29 protein-coding genes are annotated in these 25,268 nt (G+C 71.9%); 23 read left to right on the forward strand and 6 right to left on the reverse strand.

What is annotated here, in order from left to right; all coding sequences use genetic code 11:
- Positions 1–6: 6 nt before the first annotated feature.
- From J2S63_RS08150 to J2S63_RS08210, 13 genes are all read left to right on the forward strand, one after another.
- Positions 7–498, forward strand: coding sequence for a flagellar hook capping FlgD N-terminal domain-containing protein (locus J2S63_RS08150; RefSeq protein WP_310301049.1), 492 nt, complete (start codon positions 7–9; stop codon positions 496–498).
- Positions 499–577: 79 nt separating this feature from the next.
- On the forward strand, positions 578–1,432 hold the full coding sequence (locus J2S63_RS08155) for a flagellar hook-basal body complex protein (RefSeq protein ID WP_310301052.1): 855 nt from the start codon (positions 578–580) through the stop codon (positions 1,430–1,432).
- A 188-nt stretch (positions 1,433–1,620) separates the two neighbouring features.
- Positions 1,621–1,914, forward strand: a complete 294-nt coding sequence (locus tag J2S63_RS08160; protein WP_310301055.1) for a flagellar FlbD family protein — start codon at positions 1,621–1,623, stop codon at positions 1,912–1,914.
- Between the two features lies 1 nt (position 1,915).
- The gene (locus tag J2S63_RS08165; protein WP_310301059.1) at positions 1,916–2,689 is read left to right on the forward strand and encodes a motility protein A; all 774 of its coding nucleotides are present in this window, start codon (positions 1,916–1,918) and stop codon (positions 2,687–2,689) included.
- Positions 2,689–3,690 (forward strand): OmpA/MotB family protein, encoded by a 1,002-nt coding sequence (locus J2S63_RS08170; protein WP_310301061.1) that lies wholly within the window; start codon positions 2,689–2,691, stop codon positions 3,688–3,690. The genes J2S63_RS08165 and J2S63_RS08170 overlap by 1 nt, the downstream gene beginning before the upstream one ends.
- Positions 3,690–4,139 carry a flagellar basal body-associated FliL family protein gene (locus J2S63_RS08175; protein WP_310301063.1) on the forward strand — a complete coding sequence of 150 codons (450 nt, stop codon included), beginning with the start codon at positions 3,690–3,692 and terminating at the stop codon, positions 4,137–4,139. Before J2S63_RS08170 ends, J2S63_RS08175 begins: the two co-directional genes overlap by 1 nt.
- A 165-nt stretch (positions 4,140–4,304) precedes the next feature.
- Positions 4,305–5,261 carry a flagellar motor switch protein FliM gene (locus J2S63_RS08180; RefSeq protein ID WP_310301066.1) on the forward strand — a complete coding sequence of 319 codons (957 nt, stop codon included), beginning with the start codon at positions 4,305–4,307 and terminating at the stop codon, positions 5,259–5,261.
- A gap of 48 nt (positions 5,262–5,309) precedes the next feature.
- Positions 5,310–6,110 (forward strand): flagellar motor switch protein FliN, encoded by an 801-nt coding sequence (gene fliN, locus J2S63_RS08185; RefSeq protein ID WP_310301069.1) that lies wholly within the window; start codon positions 5,310–5,312, stop codon positions 6,108–6,110.
- Between the two features lie 11 nt (positions 6,111–6,121).
- The gene (locus tag J2S63_RS08190; protein ID WP_310301071.1) at positions 6,122–6,592 is read left to right on the forward strand and encodes a flagellar biosynthetic protein FliO; all 471 of its coding nucleotides are present in this window, start codon (positions 6,122–6,124) and stop codon (positions 6,590–6,592) included.
- Positions 6,589–7,473, forward strand: coding sequence for a flagellar type III secretion system pore protein FliP (gene fliP / locus J2S63_RS08195; RefSeq protein WP_310301074.1), 885 nt, complete (start codon positions 6,589–6,591; stop codon positions 7,471–7,473). Before J2S63_RS08190 ends, fliP begins: the two co-directional genes overlap by 4 nt.
- Before the next feature lie 8 nt (positions 7,474–7,481).
- Complete coding sequence (fliQ, locus tag J2S63_RS08200; protein WP_310301077.1) at positions 7,482–7,751, forward strand: flagellar biosynthesis protein FliQ; 270 nt, start codon at positions 7,482–7,484, stop codon at positions 7,749–7,751.
- A 10-nt stretch (positions 7,752–7,761) separates the two neighbouring features.
- Complete coding sequence (locus tag J2S63_RS08205) at positions 7,762–8,529, forward strand: flagellar biosynthetic protein FliR (protein WP_310301080.1); 768 nt, start codon at positions 7,762–7,764, stop codon at positions 8,527–8,529.
- Positions 8,526–9,653, forward strand: coding sequence for an EscU/YscU/HrcU family type III secretion system export apparatus switch protein (locus J2S63_RS08210; protein WP_310301082.1), 1,128 nt, complete (start codon positions 8,526–8,528; stop codon positions 9,651–9,653). The genes J2S63_RS08205 and J2S63_RS08210 overlap by 4 nt, the downstream gene beginning before the upstream one ends.
- 59 nt (positions 9,654–9,712) lie before the next feature.
- Here the strand turns inward: J2S63_RS08210 and J2S63_RS08215 are convergent, their stop codons facing one another.
- Entirely contained in the window at positions 9,713–10,669 is a 957-nt protein-coding gene (locus J2S63_RS08215; protein ID WP_310301084.1) for a hypothetical protein, read from the reverse strand.
- 216 nt (positions 10,670–10,885) lie between these two features.
- On the opposite strand from J2S63_RS08215, the gene flhA reads away from it, so the two are divergent.
- The 4 genes from flhA (at position 10,886) to J2S63_RS08235 (ending at position 15,187) form a co-directional block, all read left to right on the forward strand.
- Entirely contained in the window at positions 10,886–12,934 is a 2,049-nt protein-coding gene (gene flhA, locus J2S63_RS08220) for a flagellar biosynthesis protein FlhA (protein WP_310301087.1), read from the forward strand.
- Positions 12,931–13,182 (forward strand): hypothetical protein, encoded by a 252-nt coding sequence (locus J2S63_RS08225; protein ID WP_310301091.1) that lies wholly within the window; start codon positions 12,931–12,933, stop codon positions 13,180–13,182. The genes flhA and J2S63_RS08225 overlap by 4 nt, the downstream gene beginning before the upstream one ends.
- Positions 13,183–13,274: 92 nt before the next feature.
- Positions 13,275–13,898, forward strand: a complete 624-nt coding sequence (locus tag J2S63_RS08230; protein ID WP_310301093.1) for an SGNH/GDSL hydrolase family protein — start codon at positions 13,275–13,277, stop codon at positions 13,896–13,898.
- 83 nt (positions 13,899–13,981) lie between these two features.
- On the forward strand, positions 13,982–15,187 hold the full coding sequence (locus J2S63_RS08235; protein WP_310301095.1) for a hypothetical protein: 1,206 nt from the start codon (positions 13,982–13,984) through the stop codon (positions 15,185–15,187).
- 13 nt (positions 15,188–15,200) lie between these two features.
- On the opposite strand, the gene J2S63_RS08240 is transcribed toward J2S63_RS08235, so the two are convergent.
- Both J2S63_RS08240 and J2S63_RS08245 read right to left on the reverse strand, forming a co-directional pair.
- Entirely contained in the window at positions 15,201–16,457 is a 1,257-nt protein-coding gene (locus tag J2S63_RS08240; RefSeq protein WP_310301101.1) for a DUF1501 domain-containing protein, read from the reverse strand.
- Positions 16,458–16,461: 4 nt separating this feature from the next.
- A complete protein-coding gene (locus J2S63_RS08245; RefSeq protein ID WP_310301102.1) occupies positions 16,462–17,970 on the reverse strand; it encodes a DUF1800 domain-containing protein in 1,509 nt (502 codons plus the stop codon).
- A 231-nt stretch (positions 17,971–18,201) separates the two neighbouring features.
- Here J2S63_RS08245 and J2S63_RS08250 point away from each other — a divergent pair, with 231 nt between their 5' ends.
- The 5 genes from J2S63_RS08250 (at position 18,202) to J2S63_RS08270 (ending at position 21,614) form a co-directional block, all read left to right on the forward strand.
- A complete protein-coding gene (locus tag J2S63_RS08250) occupies positions 18,202–18,921 on the forward strand; it encodes a hypothetical protein (RefSeq protein ID WP_310301132.1) in 720 nt (239 codons plus the stop codon).
- A 125-nt stretch (positions 18,922–19,046) separates the two neighbouring features.
- Entirely contained in the window at positions 19,047–19,247 is a 201-nt protein-coding gene (locus J2S63_RS08255; protein WP_310301135.1) for a DUF6458 family protein, read from the forward strand.
- 169 nt (positions 19,248–19,416) lie between these two features.
- Positions 19,417–20,091: a hypothetical protein gene (locus J2S63_RS08260; protein WP_310301138.1), complete on the forward strand. Its 675-nt coding sequence runs from the start codon at positions 19,417–19,419 to the stop codon at positions 20,089–20,091.
- A 112-nt stretch (positions 20,092–20,203) separates the two neighbouring features.
- Entirely contained in the window at positions 20,204–20,770 is a 567-nt protein-coding gene (locus J2S63_RS08265; RefSeq protein WP_310301139.1) for an RNA polymerase sigma factor, read from the forward strand.
- 1 nt (position 20,771) lies between these two features.
- The gene (locus J2S63_RS08270; RefSeq protein ID WP_310301142.1) at positions 20,772–21,614 is read left to right on the forward strand and encodes a hypothetical protein; all 843 of its coding nucleotides are present in this window, start codon (positions 20,772–20,774) and stop codon (positions 21,612–21,614) included.
- Positions 21,615–21,622: 8 nt separating this feature from the next.
- Here the strand turns inward: J2S63_RS08270 and J2S63_RS08275 are convergent, their stop codons facing one another.
- Positions 21,623–23,233 (reverse strand): MXAN_6640 family putative metalloprotease, encoded by a 1,611-nt coding sequence (locus tag J2S63_RS08275; RefSeq protein ID WP_310301144.1) that lies wholly within the window; start codon positions 23,231–23,233, stop codon positions 21,623–21,625.
- 220 nt (positions 23,234–23,453) lie between these two features.
- On the opposite strand from J2S63_RS08275, the gene J2S63_RS08280 reads away from it, so the two are divergent.
- Positions 23,454–24,455: a GNAT family N-acetyltransferase gene (locus J2S63_RS08280; protein ID WP_310301146.1), complete on the forward strand. Its 1,002-nt coding sequence runs from the start codon at positions 23,454–23,456 to the stop codon at positions 24,453–24,455.
- On the opposite strand, the gene J2S63_RS08285 is transcribed toward J2S63_RS08280, so the two are convergent.
- Both J2S63_RS08285 and J2S63_RS08290 read right to left on the reverse strand, forming a co-directional pair.
- Positions 24,446–24,970: a GNAT family N-acetyltransferase gene (locus J2S63_RS08285; RefSeq protein ID WP_310301149.1), complete on the reverse strand. Its 525-nt coding sequence runs from the start codon at positions 24,968–24,970 to the stop codon at positions 24,446–24,448. The two genes, J2S63_RS08280 and J2S63_RS08285, sit on opposite strands and share 10 nt — an antisense overlap.
- Positions 24,971–25,025: 55 nt before the next feature.
- Positions 25,026–25,235: a hypothetical protein gene (locus J2S63_RS08290; protein ID WP_310301150.1), complete on the reverse strand. Its 210-nt coding sequence runs from the start codon at positions 25,233–25,235 to the stop codon at positions 25,026–25,028.
- Between the last annotated feature and the right edge of the window lie 33 nt (positions 25,236–25,268).

The following is a 25,268-nucleotide window of genomic DNA, read 5'->3' on the forward strand; positions in this document are numbered from 1 at the left end:
AACCCGATGAGCGTCACCCCCGTGGAGGGCACCGTCCCCACCACCGCGCCGACCCTCGGCCTGCTCACCCAGACCGCGGCCGGGTCGGACGACAAGGAGATGTTCCTGCAGCTGCTGGTCGCCCAGATGCGCTACCAGGACCCGATGAACCCGACCGACTCCAGCGAGTTCCTCTCGCAGTCCGCGCAGTTCAACGCGCTGGAGAAGATGTCGCAGGTCGCCGAGCAGACCCAGCAGATGGTCAACCTCCAGGTCGCCTTCGGGGCGAGCTCGATGGTCGGCCGCACCGTGACCTTCGGTCGCGAGGACGGGACGGTCGGCACCGGCTCCGTCAGCTCAGTCCGCTTCGAGAGCACCGGCCCGGTGCTGCTCGTCGCCGGCGAGGACGTGTCCCTCGCCTCAGTCCAGACCGTTGCGCAGGGAAGCGCTGACACGGTGACGCCCCCGGCCTCGGAACCGGCCACGAACGGACAAGGCCCCGAGACCACCGCGCTGTAGACCAGCCGACCAGGCACCACGTCAGTCCTCGCGCCGGGCCCCACCCGGCGCACCACTCGAGTTCCTTGGGAGGGAACCCATGCTTCGCTCGCTCTTCTCCGGCATCAGCGGCCTGCGCGTCAACCAGACGATGCTCGACGTCACCGGCAACAACATCGCCAACGCCAACACCATCGGCTTCAAGTCCAGCAGCACCGTCTTCCAGGACACCCTGAGCCAGATGCTCACCGGCGCCTCCGGCGCCAACGCCGCGCGGGGTGGCACCAACCCGACCCAGGTCGGCCTCGGCGTGCAGCTCGCCGCGACCCAGACCAACTTCACCCAGGGCTCGACGCAGACCACCGGCCGCGCGACCGACCTGATGATCCAGGGCGACGGGTTCTTCGTGACCCGCAAGGGCAACGAGAACCTCTACACCCGCGCGGGCTCCTTCACCTTCGACGAGACCGGCGGTCTCGTGACCCCGACCGGCAACCGGGTCCAGGGCTATCTCTTGGACGGCTCCGGTCTCCCGACCGGCGGCCTGGTCGACATCACCCTCGACACCGCCAACGCCCAGCCGCCCGTGCCCGGCGGCGTCGAGCTGGTGTCCTACAACATCGGCTCGGACGGCAAGCTCCGCGGCGTCTTCGACGACGGCGTGCAGCGCGAGATGGCGCAGATCGCGGTCGCGGACTTCAACAACCCGATGGGCCTGGAGAAGGTCGGCGAGACCTCGTTCCGCGAGTCGGCCAACTCCGGTCTCCCCCAGGTCGGCGTGGCCGGCGAGGGTCGCCGCGGCACGCTCGTCGGCGGCGCGGTCGAGATGTCCAACGTGGACCTCGCGGCCGAGTTCACCAACCTGATCCTGGCCCAGCGCGGGTTCCAGGCGAGCTCGCGGGTGATCACCACCTCCGACGAGGTGCTCCAGGAGCTCGTCAACATCAAGCGCTGACCCGGTTCGGCCCGTCGTACGGCGGCGAGGCCGATCCGGCGCGCTGCTCGGCACCGCCGCGGGGCGACCCGGGCCCTTGGTCCCGGACCGGACGACCTTTTGCCTCAGGTCGGCTCGCGGGGTGCCGATGGGGACATCGAAGCGCCAGGGAGGGCGCTTCGACACACCGACCAAGGATGGTGCCTCCGGTGATCACCCTCACGCGGCTCAGCGGGACCCCGTTCGCGCTGAACTCCGACCTGATCGAGCGCATCGACTCGACGCCGGACACCGTGATCACGCTGGTGGACGGCACCAAGTACGTCGTGCTCGAGGACCTGCAGTCCGTCGTGGCCGAGATCCGCGCCTACCGCGGGGCGGTCATCGCCGAGAGCGCCCGGCTCGCCGACGTCGACCTGCACGCCCCCGCCGCGCCCCAGAGCGCCGGACGCACCCGCCGGCTCCAGGCCGTGACCGAGCGTTCGCGGACGGAGGAGCGCTGAGATGAAGGACGTCACCACGCTCGTCGGCGTCGGCGGCGCCATGGGCGTCATCGTCGTGGCCAACGTGATGGAGGGCGGCAACCCCGCCAGCCTCATGCAGGTCCCGGCGATGCTGCTGGTCTGGGGCGCGACGATCCTGGTCAGCGCCGCCGGCGGCACGATGAGCGACGCCAAGGGCGTGGTCGGCTCGCTCAAGAAGGCCTTCCTCGGGGAGGCGCACACCTCGGCCGACGTCGTCCCGGTCGTCGTCTCCCTCGCCGACAAGGCCCGCAAGGAGGGCCTGCTCGCGCTCGAGGACTCGCTCAAGGACATCGACGACCCGTTCCTGGTCAAGGGCGTCACCATGGCCGTCGACGGCACCGACCCCGAGGAGATGCGCGACATCCTCGAGGGCGAGGTCGCGGCCAAGCGGGCCGAGGTCAAGCACAGCGCCAAGTTCTTCAGCGACGCCGGCGCCTACGCCCCGACGATCGGCATCATCGGCACGGTCATGGGCCTGGTGCACGTGCTGGAGAACCTCGCCGAGCCCGACAAGCTGGGCCACCTCATCGCCGCGGCGTTCATCGCGACCCTGTGGGGCGTCCTCAGCGCCAACGTCGTGTGGCTGCCGATCGGCAACCGGCTCAAGCGGCTCGGGGAGCTCGAGGCGACGCGCATGGAGGTCACGATCGAGGGCGTCCTCGCCATCCAGGCCGGCGCCAACCCGCGGATCATCGCGCAGAAGCTGACCTCCCTGCTGCCCGCCCACGAGCAGGAGCACGCGGAGGCAGCCTGATGTCGTCCCGACGCAAGCACGCCGCGCACGAGGAGGAGCACGAGAACCACGAGCGCTGGCTGGTCACCTACGCCGACATGATCACGCTGCTCATGGTGCTGTTCATCGTGCTGTTCGCCATGAGCACGGTGGACCAGAAGAAGTTCAACGCGCTCAAGGAGGGCCTGGCCGCCGGGTTCGGCCAGTCCACCTCGGTGCTCGACGGGTCGTCCTCGATCCTCGAGGAGCCCGGCATGTCCGTGGCCGAGCCGATCAACCCCCACGCGGTCGCCGAGGCCCCCGAGATCGAGCAGATCGCGGCCCAGGCCGCGACCACGGCGCTGGCCAAGCAGCAGCAGGCGAAGTACGACGAGGCGTCGATCGAGGCGGACCGGCTGCGGGCCGTCGAGGCGCGTCTCCTGGCCGCGCTGCGCCGGCGGCACCTCGAGAGCGACGTGCAGACCAAGCTCGACGGGCGCGGCCTCACGGTCAGCCTGGTCTCGCGCCACGTGGTGTTCGCCAACAACCTGGCGACCTTCACCGACCGCGGCCGGCTCATCGTCCGCACGATCGCCCCCGTGCTGCGCGACGTGCCCGACAAGCTGGCCATCGAGGGACACACCAACCAGGTGAAGGTGAAGCCGAAGTACTTCGCCAGCGACTGGGACCTCTCGGCCGCACGCGCGATCACCGTCCTGCGCTACCTCAACGAGCACGGGCACGTGCCGGCCAAGCGGCTCTCGGCCGTCGGCTTCGGTCACGTCAAGCCGCTGGTCGACCCGTCGAGACCGAGCTCGCAGGAGCTCAACAAGCGGGTCGACATCGTCGTGCTCTCCGCGCTCAACGAGGAGAGCAAGGAGCTGCTCAGCCGCGTCGTCTACGACCGCGAGCACGGCGTGGCCCCGAAGGACACCGTCCGGGCGGGCGCCGACCAGCGCCCCGCCCGCAGACCCGGCCGCAGCGAGCAGGCGAGCGCCGACCACACGACCACCCGCACCACCCCGACCGAGGAGACCCACTGATGAGCGCCACGACAGTCGCGCCCGCCGGGCAGGCGGCGCCCCCCGCCGAGGAGACCACGGGCGGCGGCAAGAAGAAGCTGGTGATGATCGTCGTCCTCCTGCTCCTGGTGGGCGGAGCGGCGTACTGGTTCGTCCTCAAGCCCAAGCCCGCCGGCGCCGACGAGCCGAAGCCCGGCGAGGTGGTCCGCCTCGACCCGATCCAGGTCAACCTGTCCGGCGGCCACTACCTCAAGATCGGCATCGCACTGCAGCTGACCGCGACGGCGCACGAGGCCGACGGGTCGATGGCGCTGGACGCCACGATCGACACGTTCAGCGGCCGGAGCATGGACGCCCTGACCCGCCCGGACAACCGGGAGAAGCTCAAGGCGCACCTGGAGAAGGAGCTCGAGCACCGCTACCACGGAGATGTGATGGGGGTGTACTTCACCGACTTCGTCACCCAGTAGGCCCCGCGCGACCCCGTCGACGGGGGCCAGGCCAGGAAGGCCGCACCGGTACCGGCGCACCAGCAGGACGCGAGCGCCGCCGTCCGGACCACTCGGAGTGGTCCATCAGGACGAAAGCAAAGGGTTTTCCCTCAGGCGGGGTCCGCCCCTGCCGATACTCCGACTGTGACGGATGTGGTGCGCCCGGGGACGGGCACAGGCGCGGCTGCGGCCCGCGCGCGCAGGAGGTCCGGCGGTGAGCCGATCCCCTACGACTTCCGCCGACCCATCCAGCTGTCCCGCGAGCACGCCCGGATCCTCCAGCTGGGGCTCGACGGCTTCGCCAAGCAGGCGACGACCGTGTTCACCTCGACCCTGCGCACGGTGTGCTCGGTGAGCCTGTCCTCGATCGAGCAGCAGACCTACAGCGACTACGTGCAGTCGCTCGGCCCGTCGACGTACATGACGATCTTCAAGCCGGAGCCGATCAACGGCGCCGGCATCCTCGAGATGCCCGTGCAGGCCACGATGGTCTGCGTCGACCACCTCCTCGGTGGTCCCGGCTCGGCCCACCAGCCCGACCGCCCGCTCAGCGAGATCGAGGGCGCCGTCGTCGGCGGCTTCGTCCAGCGCCTGCTCGGCGAGCTGCGCTACTCGCTCGAGGGCATCGTCGCGATGGAGCCCCAGGTCACGGGCGTGGAGTACTCCCCGCAGTTCGCCCAGGCCGCCGCGGCCGGCGACATCATGGTCGTGGCGAGCTTCGACCTCCGCATCGGTGACCGCGACTTCCGCATGACCTTCACGCTGCCCTTCTCGGGGCTGCACCCGCACCTGCTGCACGCCAGCGCGCCGATCACCACCACCGAGCGCGAGCGCGCCCAGCAGGCCGTCGTCGCCGCCCTGCTGCAGGAGCAGTTCCAGGACGTGCCGCTCGACGTCCGCGTGCGCCTGCGCCACACCTCCGTCGCACCGGAGGAGGTCGGCACCCTCGCGGTGGGCGACGTGATCCGGCTCGCCCACCCCGCCGCGGCACCGCTCGACGTCACCGTCGACGAGGTCGTCTTCGCCCACGCCACCCCGGGCACGCACGGCCGCCGCCTCGCGGCGCAGATCGTCGCCGTCCCGCAGCACCGAGCCACCTGACCTGCCGCCTCACCCCCCGCACCTCAGCCCTGAACCGATGGAGATCCGATGACGATCACGCCCGGCGCCCTCCCCGCCTCCGAGGCGGCGCAGCACAACGGCGCCGCGCTCGCCGCGGCCGCCTCCGCGGTCGCGTCCGTGCTGCCGTCCACCTCGCCGCTGCAGGTCGGCGCGCCGTCCCCCGGCACGCTCGGCTCCGCGATGGCGTACGCCGGGGCGGCGCTCGCCTCGTTCGAGGGCGCGGTCTCGGGCAACGTGGCCGTGGTGGTCGGCCAGGAGCTGGTGGACGCGCTGGCCAACAGCCCCCTGGGCTCGCTGGACCTCGCCGCCGCGGTCCAGCCGGCCCTCGACGCGGCCGCGCAGGCCCTCGGCGCCCGGGTCGGTGCGGCCCGCACGGTGCCGCTCGACCTGGTCGTCAACGACCTGGGCCACCCGTTCACCGTCGTCCCGCTGCAGGCGCCGGGCACCTCGGCCGCCCTGTTCCTCCAGGACGAGGCGCTGGTCAGCGCGGCCCAGGCCGCGCAGGTCGCCGCCGAGGCTGCCGCCACGGCAGCACCCGCCGCGACCGCCCCGGCCCAGGTCGGGGGGACGACGCCGGCGCCCCGGGGCCTGGAGCTGCTGCACGGCGTGATCATGGACGTCACCGTCGAGCTCGGCCGCACGCGGATGAGCGTGCGCGACCTGCTCGCCCTGACCCCGGGCACCGTGCTCGAGCTCGACCGCGCCGCCGGCAGCCCGGCCGACCTGCTGGTCAACGGCCGGCTGATCGCGCGGGGCGAGGTCGTCGTGGTCGACGAGGACTTCGGGCTGCGCGTCACCGAGATCGTCGACGAGTCAGCCGCAGGCTGAGCGAGGACCCCGTGGTCGAGCTCGTCGTCCGGCTGGTCGTCAGCCTCACCGTCGTGGTGGGGCTGATGCTGCTGCTCGCCCGCCTGTCGATGCGTCGCTTCCAGGGTCGCGGCGACGCCCTGGTGCGGGTGGTCCACCGGCAGGCCCTGTCACGGTCCTCGTCGATCTCCGTGGTCAGCGTCGGGTCCCGCGTGCTGGTCATCGGCACCACCGAGCAGCAGGTCAACCTGTTGACCGAGCTCGACCCCGAGGAGATCGAGGAGGCCGACGTGACCGTCCTCCCGACCGCCACACCGGCCGAGCAGCAGGCCCTCACCGGCGGCGCGCACGCGACCGCCGCCCGCTCGTCGTACGCCGCCCAGGGCGCGCTGGCCGGCTCCCTGCTGTCCGCGCAGACCTGGAAGCAGGCCTTCGCCGCCGCGACCCGTCGCCAGGTGGCCACCGACCACGGCTCGGGGACGGGAGACCGCGAGGCCTCGTGAAGCCCACCCTGACCCGCCTCCTCGCGGGGGCGCTCCTCGCGATCGTCGCGGGGCTCCTTCTCGCGGCCGGCCCGGCGTCGGCCGACGTGGTCCCGACGCGCTCGACCACCGTCGTGCGCTCGACCACCGTGGCCCCCGTGTCGATGCCGGTGGCGGCGCCGACCCCCTCGCCGTCCGACCCCGCCGGCCCGCAAGGGCCGGGTGGTCCGCAGGGCGACACGACGGTCAACATCCGGCTCAAGGGCCTCACCGACAAGCCGAGCACCCCGGTCGTCACGATCCTCGCGCTCACCCTGCTGTCGGTCGCGCCCGCCGTCCTCCTCGCGACGACGAGCTTCACCAAGATCCTCGTCGTCCTCGGCCTCACCCGGAACGCCCTCGGGCTCAACCAGACGCCGCCCAACCAGGTGCTCGCGGGGCTGGCGCTGTTCCTCTCGCTGTTCGTGATGTCGCCGGTGCTGTCGCAGATCAACGACGAGGGCGTGCAGCCTTATCTCAACGGTGACAAGAATGCGGCGGTCGCCTACGACGACGGTGTGCAGCCGCTCAAGTCCTTCATGCTCGACAACACCGACGACGACGAGCTCAAGCTGCTCACCTCGGTCGCCAAGCGGGACCTGCCGAAGAACCGCGAGGAGGTCGGCCTCGCCACGCTCGTGCCGGCGTTCATCCTCACCGAGCTCAAGCAGGCCTTCATCATCGGCTTCATCATCTTCATCCCGTTCCTCGTCATCGACATGGTCGTGAGCGGGGCGCTGATGGCGCTCGGCATGATGATGATGCCGCCGGTGATGGTGTCGTTGCCGTTCAAGCTGCTGCTGTTCGTGATGGTCGACGGCTGGGCGCTGGTGATCAAGTCGCTGATCTCGAGCTACGGGTAGGCCGGCCGATGACCGACAGCAGCATCATCGACATCGCCTTCTCGACCATGATGGTGGCGTTCAAGCTCTCCGCGCCGATCCTGGTGACCTCGCTCGTGGTCGGCTTCGCGATCTCGCTCTTCCAGGCGATGACCCAGATCCAGGAGTTCACGCTCGCGTTCGTGCCGAAGGTCATCGCGGTCGGCGTGGCGTTGATCATCAGCGGCAACTGGATGCTCCACACCCTGATGGACTTCACCGTCGACCTGTTCGACCGGATCCCGTCGCTGCTCTCCTAGGGGCCGCGCCGTGGAGATCTCCGTCGCCGCCGAGCCGGCCCTCACCTACCTCCTCGCCTCGCTGCGCATCGTGGCGTGGCTCTTCCTGGTCCCGCCGTTCTCGACCAAGGGCATCCCCAACACCGCGCGGGTGGTTCTCGCGGTCGGCCTGTCCTTCGGCCTCGCCCCTGCGGTCGTCGCCCAGGGCCTGCCCACCGGGGGCGTCTCGCTGGTCGTCATCGCCGTCACGCAGGTCGCGATCGGCCTCGCGCTCGGCTTCGTCACGCAGCTGATCCTCGGCACGATCGCGGCCGCCGGGTCCCTGATCGACGTCTTCGGCGGCTTCGCCCTCGCGCAGGGCTTCGACCCGCTGTCGATGAACATGAACACCGTCTTCGGCAAGTTCCACCAGATGCTCGCGATCATGCTGCTGTTCGCGACCGGCGGGCACCTGCTGGTGATCGGCGGCATGCTCCGGACGTTCGACCTGCTGCCGCTCGGCGAGGCCCCGGACCTGTCCGGTGGCCCCTACGTGCTGGTCAAGGCGTTCTCGATGTTCTTCCTCACCGCGGTCCAGATCGCGCTGCCGATGATCGTCGTGCTCTTCATCGCCGACCTGGGTCTCGCGCTGCTGACCAAGGCCGCACCGCAGATGAACGCCCTCAACGTCATGTTCCCGGCCAAGATCGGCCTGGTCCTCCTCCTGCTCGGGATGTCGTTCCCGGCCCTGCCCGAGGCGACCAACCGCCTGGTCGAGCTGGTCAACGACGCCGCGGCCCAGATCGCGGGTGGGTCGTGAGCGGCGGGGGTGGCGAGAAGACCGAGAAGCCCACCGCCAAGCGCCGCAAGGAGGCGCGCAAGGAGGGCCAGGTCGCGCGGACGCCCGACCTCGGCGGCTACGCCACCCTGCTGGTGTTCAGCATGGTCGCGGGCCTGGCGGCCAAGCACGAGGGCGTCGCGATCATGGAGCTGATGCAACGCGCGCTGCGGCTCGTCGCCGAGCCCGACGAGGGCAAGGCGGTGGCGCTGCTCGGGGACAGCCTGCGCCACACCATGACCGTGATCTGCGTCCTCGGAGGCGTGGTGATGGTCATCGGCGTCGCCAGTGCGCTCGCCCAGGGCGGCTTCTTCGTCGCCACCAAGCTGGTCACCCCCAAGTGGTCCAAGCTCGACCCGATCAAGGGCGCCAAGAAGGTCTTCGGCCCGCACTCGGTGTGGGAGCTGGCCAAGGTGCTGCTCAAGAGCACGGTGATCGCGCTCATCTGCTGGAGCGCGATCAAGGCGGTCATGCCGCTGCTCGGTGGCCTCGTGCCCATGAGCGCCTCGCTCACGCTGGTGTCGGACCGGGCGATCGGGCTGCTGCGCACCGTCGCGTTCGCCGGTCTCCTCATGGCCGCCGCCGACTACGCCTTCCAGCGTCGCCGGGTCGGCAAGCAGACCCGGATGAGCAAGGAGGAGCTCAAGCAGGAGGCCAAGCAGACCGAGGGCGACCCCCTGGTCAAGAGCGCCATCCGGTCCCGCCAGCTCGCCGCCGCCCGCAGCCGCATGATGAAGGACGTCGCCACCGCCGACGTCGTCCTGGTCAACCCGACCCACGTCGCCGTCGCCCTGCGCTACGACCCCGACCGCGGCGCACCGCTGGTGGTCGCGCGGGGCGCGGGGGCCATCGCGGCCAAGATCCGCGAGCGGGCCCAGGAGTCCGACGTGCCGCTCGTGCACGACGTCCCCCTCGCCCGCGCGCTGTACGGCGGCTGCCAGGTCGGCCAGCAGATCCCCGCCGAGCTCTTCGCCGCCGTGGCCCAGGTGCTCGCGTTCGTGATCAGCCGCCGCGCCACCGGGACCCGAGGCGGCACCTACGAGTCCCCCCGACCCGACCCCGAGGTGCCCGACGTGAAACGGGTCCGCCGGCGCCGTCGCCGCTGAGCCGCCGCCGCCACCGAGCCGCCGCCGCCACCGAGCACTGAGCACTTCGGTGTCACCTCTCACGACATCGATCTGCTCAGTGCCTCGACGCTCATCCGGCAGCTCACCCCGCACCGCCGGGGGCGGCCGGTCCATCCACGTCGGCGGAACACGGCACCGAGTGCCTCCGCGGTGGCGCACGGGTCCACCTCGCTCTGGTGCCACCCCACTCGCAGGGTGACGTGGTCACCGGTCGCGGCGGCCAGGAGGTCCCGCGTCAGGTCTGCGGCTCGATCAAGGAACGCCTCGTGCCCGAGCCGCCCGTCGAGCTCCACCAGCACGCGGAAGGCGCGGTAGCGCACGTCGCGGTAGACCCCGCCCTGCTTGGTCACCTCGGCCGCCTGGCGCTCTCCCTGCGGCAGCCCGTGGGCCCGCTCCACGCGTCTGAGGTAGACGCTCTCCAGGACCGACTGGACCCCGTCAGCCGCGTCGTCGAGCACCCCCTTGACCCAGGCTCGATCCCGCAGGTTCGGGTGGCCTGCCAGCTCGTTGCGCAGCCGCTCCGGGGTGGTGCGCCGGCTGCGGCACGCCTCGCTGACCAGCTCGAGCGCGGCTGGACGGCTCAGGGCCGAGCACGCGCCGAGCACCGCATCCTCGTATCGCTGGCAGGGTGGGCTGCGATCGAGTCGCACCCGTTCGTCGAAGTCCTGGAGCCGGTGCACCTCGACCCTGCGCTCCGCGATCGGCACTCGACGGGCATCCGAGATCACGACGTGGATGACGTCGCCGGCGAGCCGCACTGCCGAGTCGTGCCCCAGAGCCGCCGGCCAGTAGCGCTGGACCGCGGCCCACGCCCTCGACGACCAGGTCAGCGGCCCGGTGTGGTTCACGTAGACGCCCTTGTGGACCTCGACCAGCCGGTCAGCGCGCAGCCAGCGTCGGAGGTCGAGCGGGGTGCCGCCGTGCTCGATCACCTGACGTCTCGCCACGATGCCGGACTGGGCATCGAGCAGGTGTCTGAGGTCGAGGAGGTCCACGCGCACAGGGTGGGTCGGACGTCCTGACAGCGCCACCCGGCGTACCCCCGGCTGTGGAGAACCGGGGACGGCAAAGAAAGGCCGAAAGCTCAGGTCCGGGCCGGGTGGGCCGATCAGACTGGCAACGGCTCCAGGACGGGGCCGTCGCCGCAGCAACCAGGGATGGTGCGCACGTCAGGTCCGACGAGGACCCGAGCAGTGAAGGACCGTCCCGTGGTGAAGAGGCTGACCCAGCTGGGTGTGCCGGTCGGCATCGTGCTGATCATCGTCATGCTCGTGGTGCCCCTCCCCGCGATGGTCCTCGACCTCCTCATCGCGGCCAACATCAGCGGCGCCCTCGTGGTCCTCCTCACCGGCATGTTCGTGCGCCGCCCCCTCGACTTCGCGTCGTTCCCCTCGATCCTGCTGGTGATGACGCTGTTCCGCCTGGCGCTCAACGTCAGCGCGACCCGGCTCGTGCTCGCCGACGGGTACGCCGGCAAGGTGATCGACACCTTCGGCCACTTCGTGGTCAGCGGCTCGCTGGTCATCGGGCTGATCGTCTTCGCGATCCTCGTGATCATCCAGTTCGTCGTCATCACCAACGGCGCCGGTCGGGTCGCCGAGGTCGGGGCGCGCTTCACCCTCGACGCGATGCCCGGCAAGCAGATGGCGATCGACGCCGACCTCAACGCGGGCCTGATCGACGACGACGAGGCACGGCGCCGTCGCCAGGAGGTGGCCGCCGAGGCCGACTTCTACGGCGCGATGGACGGCGGCTCGAAGTTCGTCAAGGGCGACGCGATCGCGGCCATCGTGATCACGCTGGTCAACCTCATCGGTGGCTTCGCGATCGGTGTCGGCTCCAAGGGCATGGACCTCGGCGAGGCGATCCACACCTACTCGCTGCTGAGCATCGGCGACGGCCTGGTCTCGCAGATCCCGGCGCTGCTGCTCTCGGTCGCCACCGGCCTGGTCGTCACCCGCTCGACGGCCGACGAGGACATGGGCACCGACATCGTCCGCCAGCTCACGCGCCACAAGATGCCGCTGCGGGTGGCCGGCAGCGGCGCGATCGCGCTGTGCCTCATCCCCGGCCTGCCCAAGCTCCCGTTCCTCGTGATCGGCGGCGCCCTGCTGCTCGCCGGCTCCCGCGTCGACGAGTCGGAGCCGTCCGCCGCCGCGGACGCGGAGTCCGCGCCCGCCGTACCCCAGGACACGCCGGAGCAGCTGGTCGCCGACATCCAGGTCGACCCGATCGGCCTCGAGCTCTCGGCCGACCTGATCGACCTCGTCGACCCCTCGGCCGGTGGCGACCTGCTCGACCGGGTCAAGGCGCTGCGCAAGAAGGTCGCCTCCGACATCGGCGTGGTCATGCCGCCGGTGCGCACGCGCGACAACCTCGAGCTGCCGATGAAGACCTACGTGATCAAGCTGTTCGGGGTCGAGGTCGCCCGCGGCGAGGCGCCCCCGGGGACGGTCCTCGCGATCGGGGAGTACCTCTCCGTCCTCCCCGGCACGCCGGTCAAGGAGCCGGTCTTCGGGCTCGATGCCAAGTGGATCCCCGCCGAGCTGCGCGCGCAGGCCGAGATCCAGGGCATCACGGTCGTCGACCGCGCCTCGGTGGTCACCACCCACATGGCCGACGTCGTCCGCACGCACGCGGGCCGGCTGCTGGGGCGCGAGGACGTCAAGCTCCTCAGCGACGTGGTGAAGCAGACGCACCCGGTCGTGGTCGAGGAGCTCCTGGCCCAGCTCTCGCTCGGGGAGATCCAGCGCGTGCTGCAGAACCTCCTCGACGAGCAGGTGCCGATCCGCGACCTCGTCCGCATCTTCGAGGCGCTGTCCCTCCGCGCCCGCGAGACCAAGGACGCCGAGGCGCTGACCGAGTCCGCCCGTGGCGCATTGGGTGCCGCGATCGTGCAGCCCTACGTCAGCGACGGAGCCGTCCACGTCATCTCCTTCGAGCCCCAGCTGGAGCAGCGGATGCTCGAGGCGCTCCGGCCGACCGAGGAGGGCACGGTCGTCGCGTTCGACATGGAGACCGGTCAGGTCGTCCTCACCGAGCTCGCCCGGCTCATGGTCGAGGCCGAGAACCAGTCGGTGCACCCGGTCGTGGCCTGCGCGCCCCAGCTGCGCGGCGCCGTACGCCGGATGGTGCAGCCGTCGCTCGGCCGCATGCCGGTCCTCTCCTACCGTGAGCTGACCGGGTCCGCACAGGTCCGCTCGGTCGGCGTCGTCACCGGGCGCCTCTCGTCGGTCGGCGCGGCAGGGCTGCTCGCATGACCTCGCCCCTGTCCCCCACGGTCCTCGGGCTCGGCGCCCTGCTGTCGTCGCCCGCGCTCCTCGCGTCCTTCTGGGACGGGACGCTGCCGATCGAGACCGGGCTGATCCGCTTCGGGGTGGCCGTGCTCGTGTGCTGGGTCGGCCTGTCCCTGCTCGACGGGCTGCTGCACTCGACCTCGGCGCCACCCCCGCCGGAGGCGGCCTCGCCGCTCGAGGCCACGCAGGTCCTCCCCCCGGTCGAGAAGTAGCGCCGAGCGGTCGACGACGCAGGTCCACGTATGGCGGGCCAGCGCCCGTGGCGATGTGCTGGTGGACACACCGTCCCAGGGAGCTGGTCACCATGCACCGTCACCCGGCCTCGACCGCCCTCGCCGCCGTGGCGCTCGTCCTCGCCGCCGCCACGTCGACCGTCCCCCACGCGACCGCAGCGCGCACGACGAGCGTCCCCGTGCTCGTCATCGGCGACTCGATCACCTACTACGCCGCGCCTGCCCTGCACGAGCGGCGACCCCGGTGGATCGTCGACGCCGACCGTGCCCGCGAGGTGGGCACCCTGCCCTGGCGGATCAGTGTGGACCTGGTGAGGTACGGCGTCCCCCGTCACGTGGTGATCGCCCTGGGCACCAACGAGAGCGCCGGCTGGAGGCGCGCGGACTACAGCGCCGCGCTCAGCATGCTCCCGAGGAGCAGCGAAGTCTTCTTCGTCACGACCTACCGCGACCCCGCGGTGTTCGGCCAGTGGCGGGCCGACATCCAGGAGAGGTACTCCTCCTGGATGCGCGCGATCGCGAGGGACCGTGCCGACGTCCGGCTCATCAACTGGCGTCGTGACGTCCTCGCCGACCCGAGCCTGCTCGTCGACGGCGTGCACGCCTCCCACCCGGCGGGGATCCAGCGGTGGGTCGACCTGGTGGAGGCCACGGTGGCGCACGACTGCCCCTGCAAGGGGACTCCGTTGCTCTAGGTCCTCTGGGTCGTTCGCCCCTTGCCGCCGGCCCGCGCGAGGGCCACGGTGGAGGAAGACCCTCCGCTCGGCAGGAGCCCCCGATGCCCGAGACAGACCACCCCCAGCAGATCGCGTCGCAGACGCGTGGACTCGAGTCGATCTCGACGCGGGCCCCCACCGGGCAGGCTCCGGAAGCGCCCGACGCCGGACCCGCGGAGCTCCTGCCGGAGCTCGAGTACGCCTGCCAGGTCGGCCGGGTCGACTTCAACCAGCTCGTGACCGCCGCCTTCCTGCGTCAGCCGACCTTCAACCAGGACAGGACGCAGCGGCAGGCCTACGAGTACTACTTCCCGCGACTGTCCGCGTCCTTCGAGACCGAGCACGACGGGATCGCCCGCACCTACTACGCGACCAACGTGGTCGCGGCCGCCGTGCTCACCAACGACAAGGACCTGTTCCTCAAGCTCCCCGACTCCCTGGTGCAGGACGTCGACGCCGTCGGACTCCTCTCCCGGCTCACCCTGCTGCACATCCGGGCACGGCAGTACCTCGACCGCGAGGACTACCGCGCGTGCCTGGACCCGGTGTTCCAGGTCATCGTCTACTGCCTGTCGGTCTTCGACTCCCACGCCAACGCCCTCATCACCACCGACGAGGAGCAGGAGGAGGCCGCGAGGCGGAGCGCCCTGATGTCGTTGCTGGCCAGCGAGTCGGGCCGCGCGGAGAAGTACCTCTGGGACCTGGTGTCGCGGAAGGCGCTGCTGCAGTACTTCTACGGGATGCTCACCGGCCTGCTGCTCATCCTCGTGGCCACGCCGCTGCTGCACGCGGCCCCCGAGCTGTTCAAGAGCGGCAGCACCACGGGCAACCGCAACGACGTCCTCCAGTGGGCGCTCGCCGGTGGCGCGGTCGGGGCGTTCATCAGCGTCCTGCAGCGGATCACCAACGGGCGCTTCAACCTGAGCCGCAGCACGATCACGCTGCAGAAGCGCAAGCACGTCTCGGTCCTGATGGTCCTCGGCGCCCTTCGCCCCGTCGTCGGAGCGGTGTTCGGAGTCGTGCTCTTCACGTTCCAGAACGCCGGGCTGGTGCCCTTCCGCCCCGCCGACGGCGTCGACCAGAGCGTGTACTTCGCCGCGCTCGGCTTCCTGGTCGGCTTCAGCGAGCGCTTCGCCCGCGACATGGTGCTCGCGGCCGAGCCCGGGACGGTCGGCGACTCGCGCGTCGTGCAGGAGCAGCAGGTCTACCCCACCCCGGGGGCCGAGATCCACGTCGACCGGACGAGCTCCGGCGCGGCCCCGCGATGAGTGCGACGACCGGTCAGACCAGCACGCCCAACGGCTTCTGGACGAGCCCCGGGAACACCTGGGAGACCGACTTGCCGGGGAATCGCTTGGCGACGACCTCGCCCAGCACCTGCCGGTAGTCGGTGGTGACGGACAGGTCGCCGTCGGTGAGCTGGTCGAGGCCCGGCCAACGGCCGTGGTAGCCGCCGCGGACGCCACCGCCCATGAGCAGCATCATGTTGCCCCAGCCGTGGTCGAGGCCCCCGTTGCCGTTGGGGGCCACCCGCCGGCCGAACTCGCTGATCGTCACGACGGTGACCTTGGAGCGCAGCGGGCCGAGGTCCCGCATGAACGCGCTGACCGAGGCGGCGAACGCGCCGAGCATCTCCTGCATGCGGCCCCAGCCGAGCGTGCCGTAGCCGTCGTGCATGTCCCACGACCCGAAGTCGATCGAGACCACCTCGGTGCCGACGTCGGCCTTGATCAGGGCGGCGGTGTCCTTGAGCGCCTTGGACAGGTCGGTGCCCGGCCAGCCCGTCGGGTAGGCGACCGACGGGGTGTACTTCCCGACGCCGGACAAGGTGCTCACCGCCTCCAGCGCCGACCGCGTGGCGTTGCCGAGTGGTCCGGTGTTGCCGCCCCACATCGTGTTCAGCTGGGTACGACGGCGCGCGGCATAGCCGTCGTCCGCACCGATCAGCCCGATGTCCGAGAGGCCGTTGGTGGCCAGGGTCGGAGCAGGTCCCTCGATCATCGTCGGCGGCATGGTGTCGCCCATGTGGACCGCCTCCACGGCGGAGACGTCGGTGTCCAGGCCGATCATCCGGTTGACCCAGCCGCGTCGCACCGACGAGGTCGGGTCGGCGTCCTCGACGAGCTCCATCGCGGCGAAGTGCGAGCGGTTGGGCACCTTCAGGCCGACGGCCTGCACGGCGGCCATCTGGCCCGCGTCCCACAGCCACTGCAGCGGGGCGAGCTCGGGGTGCAGCCCGAACGTGGAGTCCTTGGCGAGCAGCGGCGCGGTGGGCAGCGCCAGCGTGCCGCGCGCGTCGACGTACGCCGGGTCCCCGTGGGGGACGACGACGCCCAGCCCGTCGACACCGCCGCGCAGGCTGAGGACGACGAGCACGTTGCCCCCCGTCGTCGCGGCGTACGACGCCTGGCGGACCGCGTCGCCGAAGACCGAGGTGACCACGCCGGTGGCCCCGGCCGCGGCCATGCCGCCAAGGAAACGACGGCGCGAGACCGAGGCGGCGCGGAGGTAGTCGGTGCAGCAGTCAGGTGTGGTCACGAGATCACCGGGTCATGTGGGCGGGCGAGTCGAGCAGGACGCCGAGCAGGCGGTACATCCCCCACCGGACCAGGCCGTGGTCCTTGGTGATGACCTGGCTCGGGGAGATGCCGGTGGCCTCGACGCAGGCCTGCAGCAACCGGTTGGTCGACCTGCGGCCGAGGACCACGCGGCTGAGGTGGTCGACGAGCTGGTCGAAGCGGATCGAGCTCTTCGGCAGCCACGACGCGGCGGTGCGGTGGGTGACCTGGTTGCGGGGCCACCAGCCGGCGGCGACCGACCAGTGCATGTCGAAGGAGTTGAGCATCCGGCTCGGGGAGGCCCAGTCCTGCGCGCGCTCGGGCGGCCCGGCCGGGGTCGGCCACTGCGCGACGAGGGTGCTGTTGAGCTGCCAGGACAGGGTGTGCGCGCACGACTCGAGGTCGACCGGCTTCTCCACGCGGGCGCCGAGGACGCGGTAGGTGTGCACCAGGTCGTCGACCGGCGTCCGGACCTTCTTGCCCGCGCTCGCCCAGAACTCGTCGCTGCGCACGAGCTTGCGGAGCACGGCGGAGATGTCCGTGCCACTGCTGCGGTACGTCGCGGCGAGGCTGTCGACGAGCGCTTGCGAGGGGTGGTCGCTGACGAAGCGGGTGGCCAGCTTGCGGCAGATCCGCTGTGCGGTGGCGGGGTGCCGTGCGAGGTGGCGGAGGTAGTCGCGGGTCAGCTGCCGGCCGTCGTCGGAGGCGTTGGAGCGCGAGAACCCCAGCACCGACACGGGTCCGGTGGTGTGACGCCCGGTGGAGTAGTAGCCGACGAAGGTGTCCCACTCGACGGTCCACCCGGACAGGATCGTCGCCGAGTCCTTGACCATCTGCTCGGTGTAGCCGGCCTCGCGGCCGACGGTGTGCAGCTCGAGGAGCTCGCGTCCCTGGTTCTCGTTGGGCGCGTTCCTCACCGACTTGAAGTTGTCGAGGTAGAGCAGCATCGCCGGGTGCAGCGCGCACGCCACGAGCAGGTCCTCGAACCTCCCGAGGGCGTGCGTGCGGATCGTCGCGTCGTACGCCGCCCGCTGGGTGAACGCCGGGAAGTGCTCGCCGTGCACGTGGAAGTGGTCGGTCCAGAACAGCGTCATGGACTCGAGGACCGTGCGGCGCGAGTAGATCCGCTTGAGCAGCGAGTAGTTGGACAGGTCGCGGGCGTACTCCCAGCCCTGCCGTCCGCCGGTGCGGTTGCTGGTCCACTTCTGCGCCGGCGTGCGGTTCACCAGCTCGGGGAACCAGGTGCGCACGGCGTTCGCGCGGGTGGTGTCGGTGATGCTCGCCGGCGCGAGCTGGCGCTCGAACCACGCGGCGGGCGACCCGGCGGCGCGCAGCTCGCGGAGACCGGCGGGGGTGAAGCCGCACCCCATGCGGTTGAGCACGTGGAGCTCGCGAGCGGTGGGGACGGGCGTCGCGGCGTACGTCGCAGCGGCGTACGACGCGCGCGCGGTCGTGCCCGTGAGCACGCGCGCGGCAAGGCTGGGGGACGCCACGAGAACCCTCCCACGTTCGACGAGGCCGGGCCCGACCCCTCCCAAGGCGGACCAACGTCCCTAGTGTGCGGGACCCAGGTGCCGAGATTCTGCTGAATGTCCGGATTCGTCCCGAAGGGGTCGAGGCCCGGGTCGGCCCTCACTACGTTGGAGTGGTCCGAACGGGGCAGTGGTGGCGGGGAGAGCCACCCGGTCGCACCACCACCTGGGGAAGCACAAGGGGAGAGCACGATGGGTCGCACCGTCATCACCGAGATCCGCCGGATCGCGGCCCGCGCCGTCGTGGGCGCCGTCGCCGCCGCTGCGGTCACGGCCGGGGTGGCCGCCCCGAGCCTCACCGGCGCGGCCCCCGTCGCGGCCCCCACCGTCGCCGACGTCTCGCTGGACGTCGCCACCCTCGGCAAGTTCGCGGCGCTGAAGTACTGCGCGACCAAGAGCTTCGCCTCCGACCCCGACAGCGTCCGCGTGCTCTACGGCGTCCGTCAGCGCAGGAGCCTGAGCACCTCCTCGCGCACCTTCGTGCTGCGCAACGGTGCCGGCAAGGTCATGCTCTGCGACCTGTTCGGCAACGACCGCCCGGCGATCCTCCCGCTGCCCACCTCGACCGCCTCCCGGCCGGCGGTGTTCTTCACCAACGGCCAGCGCCGCTGGTCGTGCGACGGCACGACCCTCAGGTCGTTCCGGATGACCACCTGGCTCAAGGTGCAGGACCCGGTGCGCTCGGCTCGCGTGCGCTACACCAAGAACGGCGTGCCCGGTCCGTGGTTCACCTCGGCCCGCCACGGCCGCTTCATCCACCTGCAGAGCTGGATGGGCCCGGCCCTGGCCAACGACGTGCTCAAGGTCGAGCTCCAGCTGCGCGACAAGGCCGGCGCACCGGTCACGGTCAAGGGCATCCCGTCCGGTCCGCGCAGGCTCGACGGGTGCGGCAGCAGCGTCGTCATCGGCTGACCGGAGGCGTCGCGACCGACGTCACACGTTTTCTGTGGAGAGTGCACGGGTATCTGTCCTGTGCCACCACACGACGGTGGCCGTCCCTTCCACGGAGGGGACGCCCCTAAGAATGGAGACCCCCCATGGGTATCGGAGTAGGCATCTTCCTCGCTGTGGTCGGCCTCGTCCTCATGTTCGCCGTCGACGTCAACATCCCCGGGATCGAGGACAACACCCTCGGTCTGATCCTGCTCCTCGCAGGCATCGCCGGCATCGTCCTCGGCATGATCGCCACCCGCAACGCCAACCGCACCAGGACCGTCGAGGAGCGTCACATCTCCTGACGTCCCGCACACCTCGCACGACGCCGGCTCCCGCAGGGGGCCGGCGTCGTCGTACGTCCGGAGTCTTTGCCTTCCGAGGCGTACCCCTGCGCCGACTCGGTGCGATGGACACCCCGACGGGTTGGGAGACCCGTCGATCCGTCGATCGCACCACCACCGGGAGGACCGCATGACCCCGAAGACCCCGAGGCACACGCCCCGTCGCCGCCTCGCCGCCCTGGCCACCACCCCCGTCCTGTTCGTCGCGTACGCCGCCCTGGCGGCCCCGGCGTCAGCCTCGCTGTCCGACCGGGACGGCGACGGGATGCCCAACCGCTGGGAGGTGGCCCACCACCTCAACCCCGACGTCGCCAACGCGCGCGGCGACAAGGACCACGACGGCGTGCGCAACCTCGGTGAGTACCGCCGTCACCTCAACCCGTCCGACGAGGACACCGACAACGACGGCATGGACGACGGCGACGAGGTCCACGACGGCCGGGCCTCGACCGCCCCGCGCGACGCCGACACCGACGACGACGGGGTGAAGGACGGCGACGAGGACGCCGACCACGACGGCCTCGACAACGAGGACGAGGACGACGCGACCGAGTCGTGCCTCGCCGACGACGACGACCGCGACCGCGACGGCGTGGACGACGAGGACGAGAACGACCAGGGCACTCGGGTCCTGGTGGCCGACACCGACGGCGACGGCGTGCTCGACGGCAACGAGGACGGCGACCACGACGGCGTCGACAACGAGGACGAGGACGACAGCTCGCACGACAGCTGTGGCTCGACCCACGAGGACCGGGACGACGACGACCAGGGCGACACCTCCGGCGACACCCAGGACGACTGACCCCCTGCGCCGCTCCCGGCCCCCCGGCGCAGGGGCCGGGAGTGGCACCCCTCCTTCCAGGAACCTGTCCGAAATGTCCCCGTCCCCCACCCCCGGTGCGACCATGACTGTCATGGACCACGGCCTCGACGCCGCGCTCCGCGAGGCGCGCACGGGCAGCCAGGCCGCCTTCGGCGAGCTCTGGCGGGCCTGGTCGCCGGCGGTGTGCGGCTTCCTGCGCGCCAAGGGCGCCCACGACCCCGAGTCGACGACCAGCGAGGTGTTCCTCGGGGGCTTCGAGGCGCTCGACGACTTCGTGGGCGACGCGGGCCAGTTCCGCGCCCTGCTGTTCACGATCGCCCAGCGCCGTGTGGTCGACGAGCTGCGCCGCCGCTCCCGTCGCCCGGTCGAGGTCGAGTGGACCGCCGAGCTCGACGACCGCTGCGACGACAGTGCCGAGCAGCGGGCCCTCGCGTGGCAGGGCGAGTCGGACGCGCGCACCCTGCTCGACGGGCTCCCGCCGGACCAGAAGGACGTGCTGGTGCTCCGCATCTTCGGCGACCTCACGGTGGACCAGATCGCGGCCGCGCTGGGCAAGACCCCGGGCGCGGTCAAGCAGCTCCAGCGTCGTGGGCTCGACAACCTGCGACGACGGGTGGGCGCCGCCCGCCCGGTCGACCTCGCCGCGGAGAGGAGCTGAGATGAGCGACACCGACCTCCTCGACGGACCGTTGGGCGACGCGGTCGCGGCCTACCGCGACGCCCACGTCATCGGTGTCCCCGCCCCGTCCCCCGAGCTCGCCGCGTTCCTCGGGCTCGAGGCACCCCTCCCGGCGCAGGCCACGGCCCCGGGTCCACGCCTGCGGCTCGTGGCCGGCACGACCGCGGTGCTCCTGGCCGTCGGCGGGCTCGGCCTGGCCGAGGTGCTCCCGGCCGCGGCCCAGGAGCTGTTCGACAGGGTCGTCACGGTGCTGACGCCGCTGGACCGTGCGCCCGACCCGCGCCCGGACGACGTACCCCCTGCCGCGGAGCGGCCGTCCACCACGACCCCCGACGAGCCCCCGGCCGAGGCGGCCCCGGCCGCGCCCGCGCAGGTCGGCGCCAGGCACGGCCGGCCCGCGGTCCGGCACGACCGGCCGCACAGCCAGCCGCGGCACGACGACCGGCCTGCCATGGCCGACGACCAGGCGTCCAGCGGACCGGCCCCCGTCCCTCACCCCGCCGCCCCGACCAGCACGCCGGCCACGACCCGCCCGTCCGGTGCGCACGGCTCTGCAGCCGGGTCCGGCAAGGGTCCCGCGACGTCGACGGACGAGACCGACGACCCGACCGAGGGCACCGACGGCGACGGCACCGACGGCAGCACGGACGACGGCACCGCCGGCGCCACCGACGGGAGCCAGGAGGACACCGGCGACGGCTCCGACCCGGCCGGCGACCAGTCGGAGGACGCGACCGAGGAGGGCGCCAGGACCCCGGAGGACACCGGGACCGACGACGCGACGCCCGAGGCGTCCGACGTGGAGTCCCCTGACCAGGAGTGAGCCCCGGCTCAGCGCAGCGTGCGCGCCCGGTAGGAGAACGGGCGCCAGTCGTCGAGCGGCATCCCGCTGCACGCCAGCGTGGTCGAGCGGTGGCAGTCCATCCGCGTGCTCGCGTTGACCAGCGTGAGCACGACGCGGTCCACCTGGCCGCGGGCGAAGGGCACGGTGACGACGCCGTCACCGTCGGCGTCGAGGCGGACCGTGCGCCACCCGAGGGTGCCGTCGCGCTTGTGCAGCGTGACCTCGGCCGCCGCGCCGGTGCGCCGGAGCGGTGCGTCGACCCAGAGGCGCAGCAGCCGGCCCGGCAACGTCGAGGAACGGTGCAGCGCGATGTTGGCGCTGGTCAGGTGGTTGAGGCGGACCGTGCGCATCGAGCCGGTGCCCGGGTGGCGGCGCGACAGGTCGAGCCGGCGAGCCATCGGCGCCTGGGGGTAGGGCGCGTCGTCGCCCTCGAAGTACCACCGCCGCGAGACGTGGCTCAGGGCGGAGTAGTCGGCGAACGTCCGCTGCAAGGTGGTCCCCAGCGTCGCGATGACCGAGCGGGTGGCGCTCAGCGAGTCGCGGCTGACGGCGGCGTCCCAGATGCGGTGGATGACCTGCGGAGCAGATTTCTTGTCAGAGCCAAAATATTCGGAGAGGAACCGCCACCAGGTCCACGCGCCGTAGGGGTAGTAGTCGTCACCGAAGTCGACCGGCACCCCGGGGTGGGCGAGCGTCGAGGTGGACAGGTAGTTCCAGTTGTCGTTGGCCGCGTCGAAGACCTCGTCCTCCATCCACGTGGCCGTGCCCTCCATGAACCACGGGTCCTCGCGGGCGTCGTAGGCGAACTGCACGAGGTGGAACAGCTCGTGGGCCGCGGTGGCGCGCAGGGCCACGATCGGCTCGGTGCTCACCTCGTCGTAGGAGTAGTCGTTGTCGAACACGCAGTAGCCGACGGCCTTGCGTGCGCCGTCGGCCAGGGAGTCGGTCGGGCAGTAGCCGTAGAAGCCCAGGGACGCCACGTCGGCGAGGTAGACGTCGACCTTGTCGTCGGGGCCGTGGGAGGGCAGCGACCCGTCGCCCAGCGGCGCCTCGTAGCCGGCCGCCGCGAAGGAGCGCCACGCCTTCTCCAGCGTCTGCTGGGTGGTCTCGACCCAGTCGGGCACGTGGTCGCCGTCGGCGTCGGTCGACGGCACGGCGTCCTGGCCACGGTCGACCCAGTGCACGCAGAGGTGGGCCGAGCAGCTCGACCGGGACGGCCCGGCGTAGTGGAAGCCCTCGGTGCCGGCAGCCCCCGCGTCGGTGGGTCGGGCCAGGAGGCGCTCGGCCTCGCGCGTGTCGTCCCCGCGCAGCCCGGGCAGGGCCACGCGCAGGTCGCGCAGGGCGAGCGTCGCCTCCCGGGCGCCGGCCGAGGGCACGGCCCGGGCCCGATAGGTCGTCGGCCCGGGACGCGCGAACAGCCTCCGGGCGGCGACCAGGGCCGCCCGCGCGGCAGGCCGGCTCGCCGCAGCAGCCGGGCTCGCGTCGGTGGTCGGGGTGGGCTCGGCGGTCGTGACGACGTACGCCGGCACGGCCGACCCCACGGCGGAGGCGACGAGCGTGGCGAGGCCCAGCGCGACCCGATGACGGAACGCAGACATGGCGGGCGGCTCCTCCCGTGTGGGGACACGCGACCCGGGGCCCAGAAGGTGCGTGCGGGGCAGCGGTCGGTCGGCGACTCTCCCCCTCGGCGACCACGGCCACTGAGGAGGATACGGGGTCGGCACATCGGACACATGGGCACAACGGCCTCTCTGACACCGCTCCTGGGCCAGGCGCCGGCACCCGAACTGGGCGGGCCCTCGTGCAAGCATGCGGGACGTGCCCGACTTCCCGCTCCGGACGGCCCGGCTCGACCTGCGTCCCCACCGCCCCGAGGACCTCGACGACCTGCTCGCCTTCCACAGCGACCCCGACGTGGTGCGCTACGTGCCGTGGCCCGTGCGGGATCGCGCCGCGACCGAGGAGACGCTCAGGACCAAGCTGGGGCAGGGGTCCTGGCGTGGTCCGGGCCAGTGGATGGTGCTGGCCGTCGAGCTGCGCGAGACCGCGACGGTGATCGGCGAGGTCCTCCTCAAGCACGCCGGTGACCAGCAGGGCGAGCTCGGGTTCGCGCTGGCGCGCGAGCACCAGGGCCGGGGGTACGCCGCCGAGGCCGCGCGCGAGCTGCTCCGGGTCGGGTTCGACGAGCTGGGCCTGCACCGGGTCACCGCGGTCTGCATCGAGGAGAACCACGACTCGGCCCGCCTCCTGCAGCGGCTCGGGTTCCGGCGCGAGGCGCGGACCGTCGACAGCGCGTTCCACAAGGGCGCCTGGGTGACGCAGCTGGTCTACGGGATCACCGAGGTCGAGTGGCGGGCCGGCCCTCCTGCGACCGACGACGTCGCGGACGTGCTGGCCGTCGTACGCACCTTCTTCGCGGCCTTCACCTCCGGCGGCGACGTGGACGCCCGGATCGACGCGCTGCGGGCGGTCCTGCTGCCGCAGGCCGTGGTGGTGCGCACGTGCGGCCTGCCGCCGGCGGTGTACGACGTCACGTCGTTCCTCGAGCCGCGGCGGGCCCTGCTCTCGGACGGCACGCTGGTCGACTTCAGCGAGCACGCCGTGCAGGGGCGGGTGGACGTCTTCGGCGACGTCGCGCACTGGTTCGGCAGCTACGAGAAGGACGGGTTCCTCCGCGGCGAGCCCGGTGCGGGGGCCGGGATGAAGTCGGTGCAGCTGGTCCGCACCCCCGACGGCTGGCGGGTCAGCGCGGCGGCCTGGGACGACGAGCGGGACGGCCTGCGGCTGGGCGACCACGTCGCCGACGAGCGCTACGTCTGAGGGTCGAGCCCCTTCAGCTCCACCACGACGTCGAGCCGGTCGTCCCGGTCGGTGACCGTGGTGGGACCGAGCCGTCTGAGCATCGCCAGCGAGGCGTGGTTGGTCGCCACCACCGTGGTCACCAGCCGTTCGACGCCGGCGGGCCGCTCCGCCACGAGCCGGGCGAGGAGGGCGGTGGCGACCCCGCGACCGCGGAACGCCTCGGCGACCGTGACCGCGACGTCGGCCGCGGCGGGGTCGTCGGGGTAGCGGATCAGGTGACCGACCCCGGCGGGGGTCCCCTGCCCGCCCTCGACGACGAAGATCACCAGTGCGACGTGGTGGTCGCCGTCCACCTCGTCGACCAGCCGGTGCAGCATCGCCGCGGTGAGGTGGGGGACGCCGGTCAGGAAGCGCTCGAACTTCGACTCGTCACCGAGGGCGTCGTAGCCCCGGGCGAGCTCGTCGCGGTCCTGCGGCAGCAGCGCCCAGGTAACGGCGAGGGAGCCGTCCCTCAGCCGCACCTCCGTCGCCACACCCCAGACGCTAGCGGGCGGCGCGGCGAGGCGCGGAACCGCAGGGGCGTGGGGCTCAGACGCCTGGCATCCGGCCCCGCGTGCCGATGGTCCGGGTCTGCCGCGCGGTGACCGAGGGCGGGTCGACCACCGACATCGCCCACCAGTTGTGCCACGCGGCGGAGGCCCGGGCGGCGCTCCGCGGACGCAGCTTGGCGGCCGGGCGCTCGACGGTGCGCGCGTGGTGGTGGGAGAACGTGGGCGTCATGGTCGGGGCGAAGTGCATGGTGTGCTCCTGGGTCCGGCCGGACCGGCGGGT

This window comes from Nocardioides marmoribigeumensis, from assembly GCF_031458325.1.
Lineage (GTDB): Bacteria > Actinomycetota > Actinomycetes > Propionibacteriales > Nocardioidaceae > Marmoricola_A > Marmoricola_A marmoribigeumensis.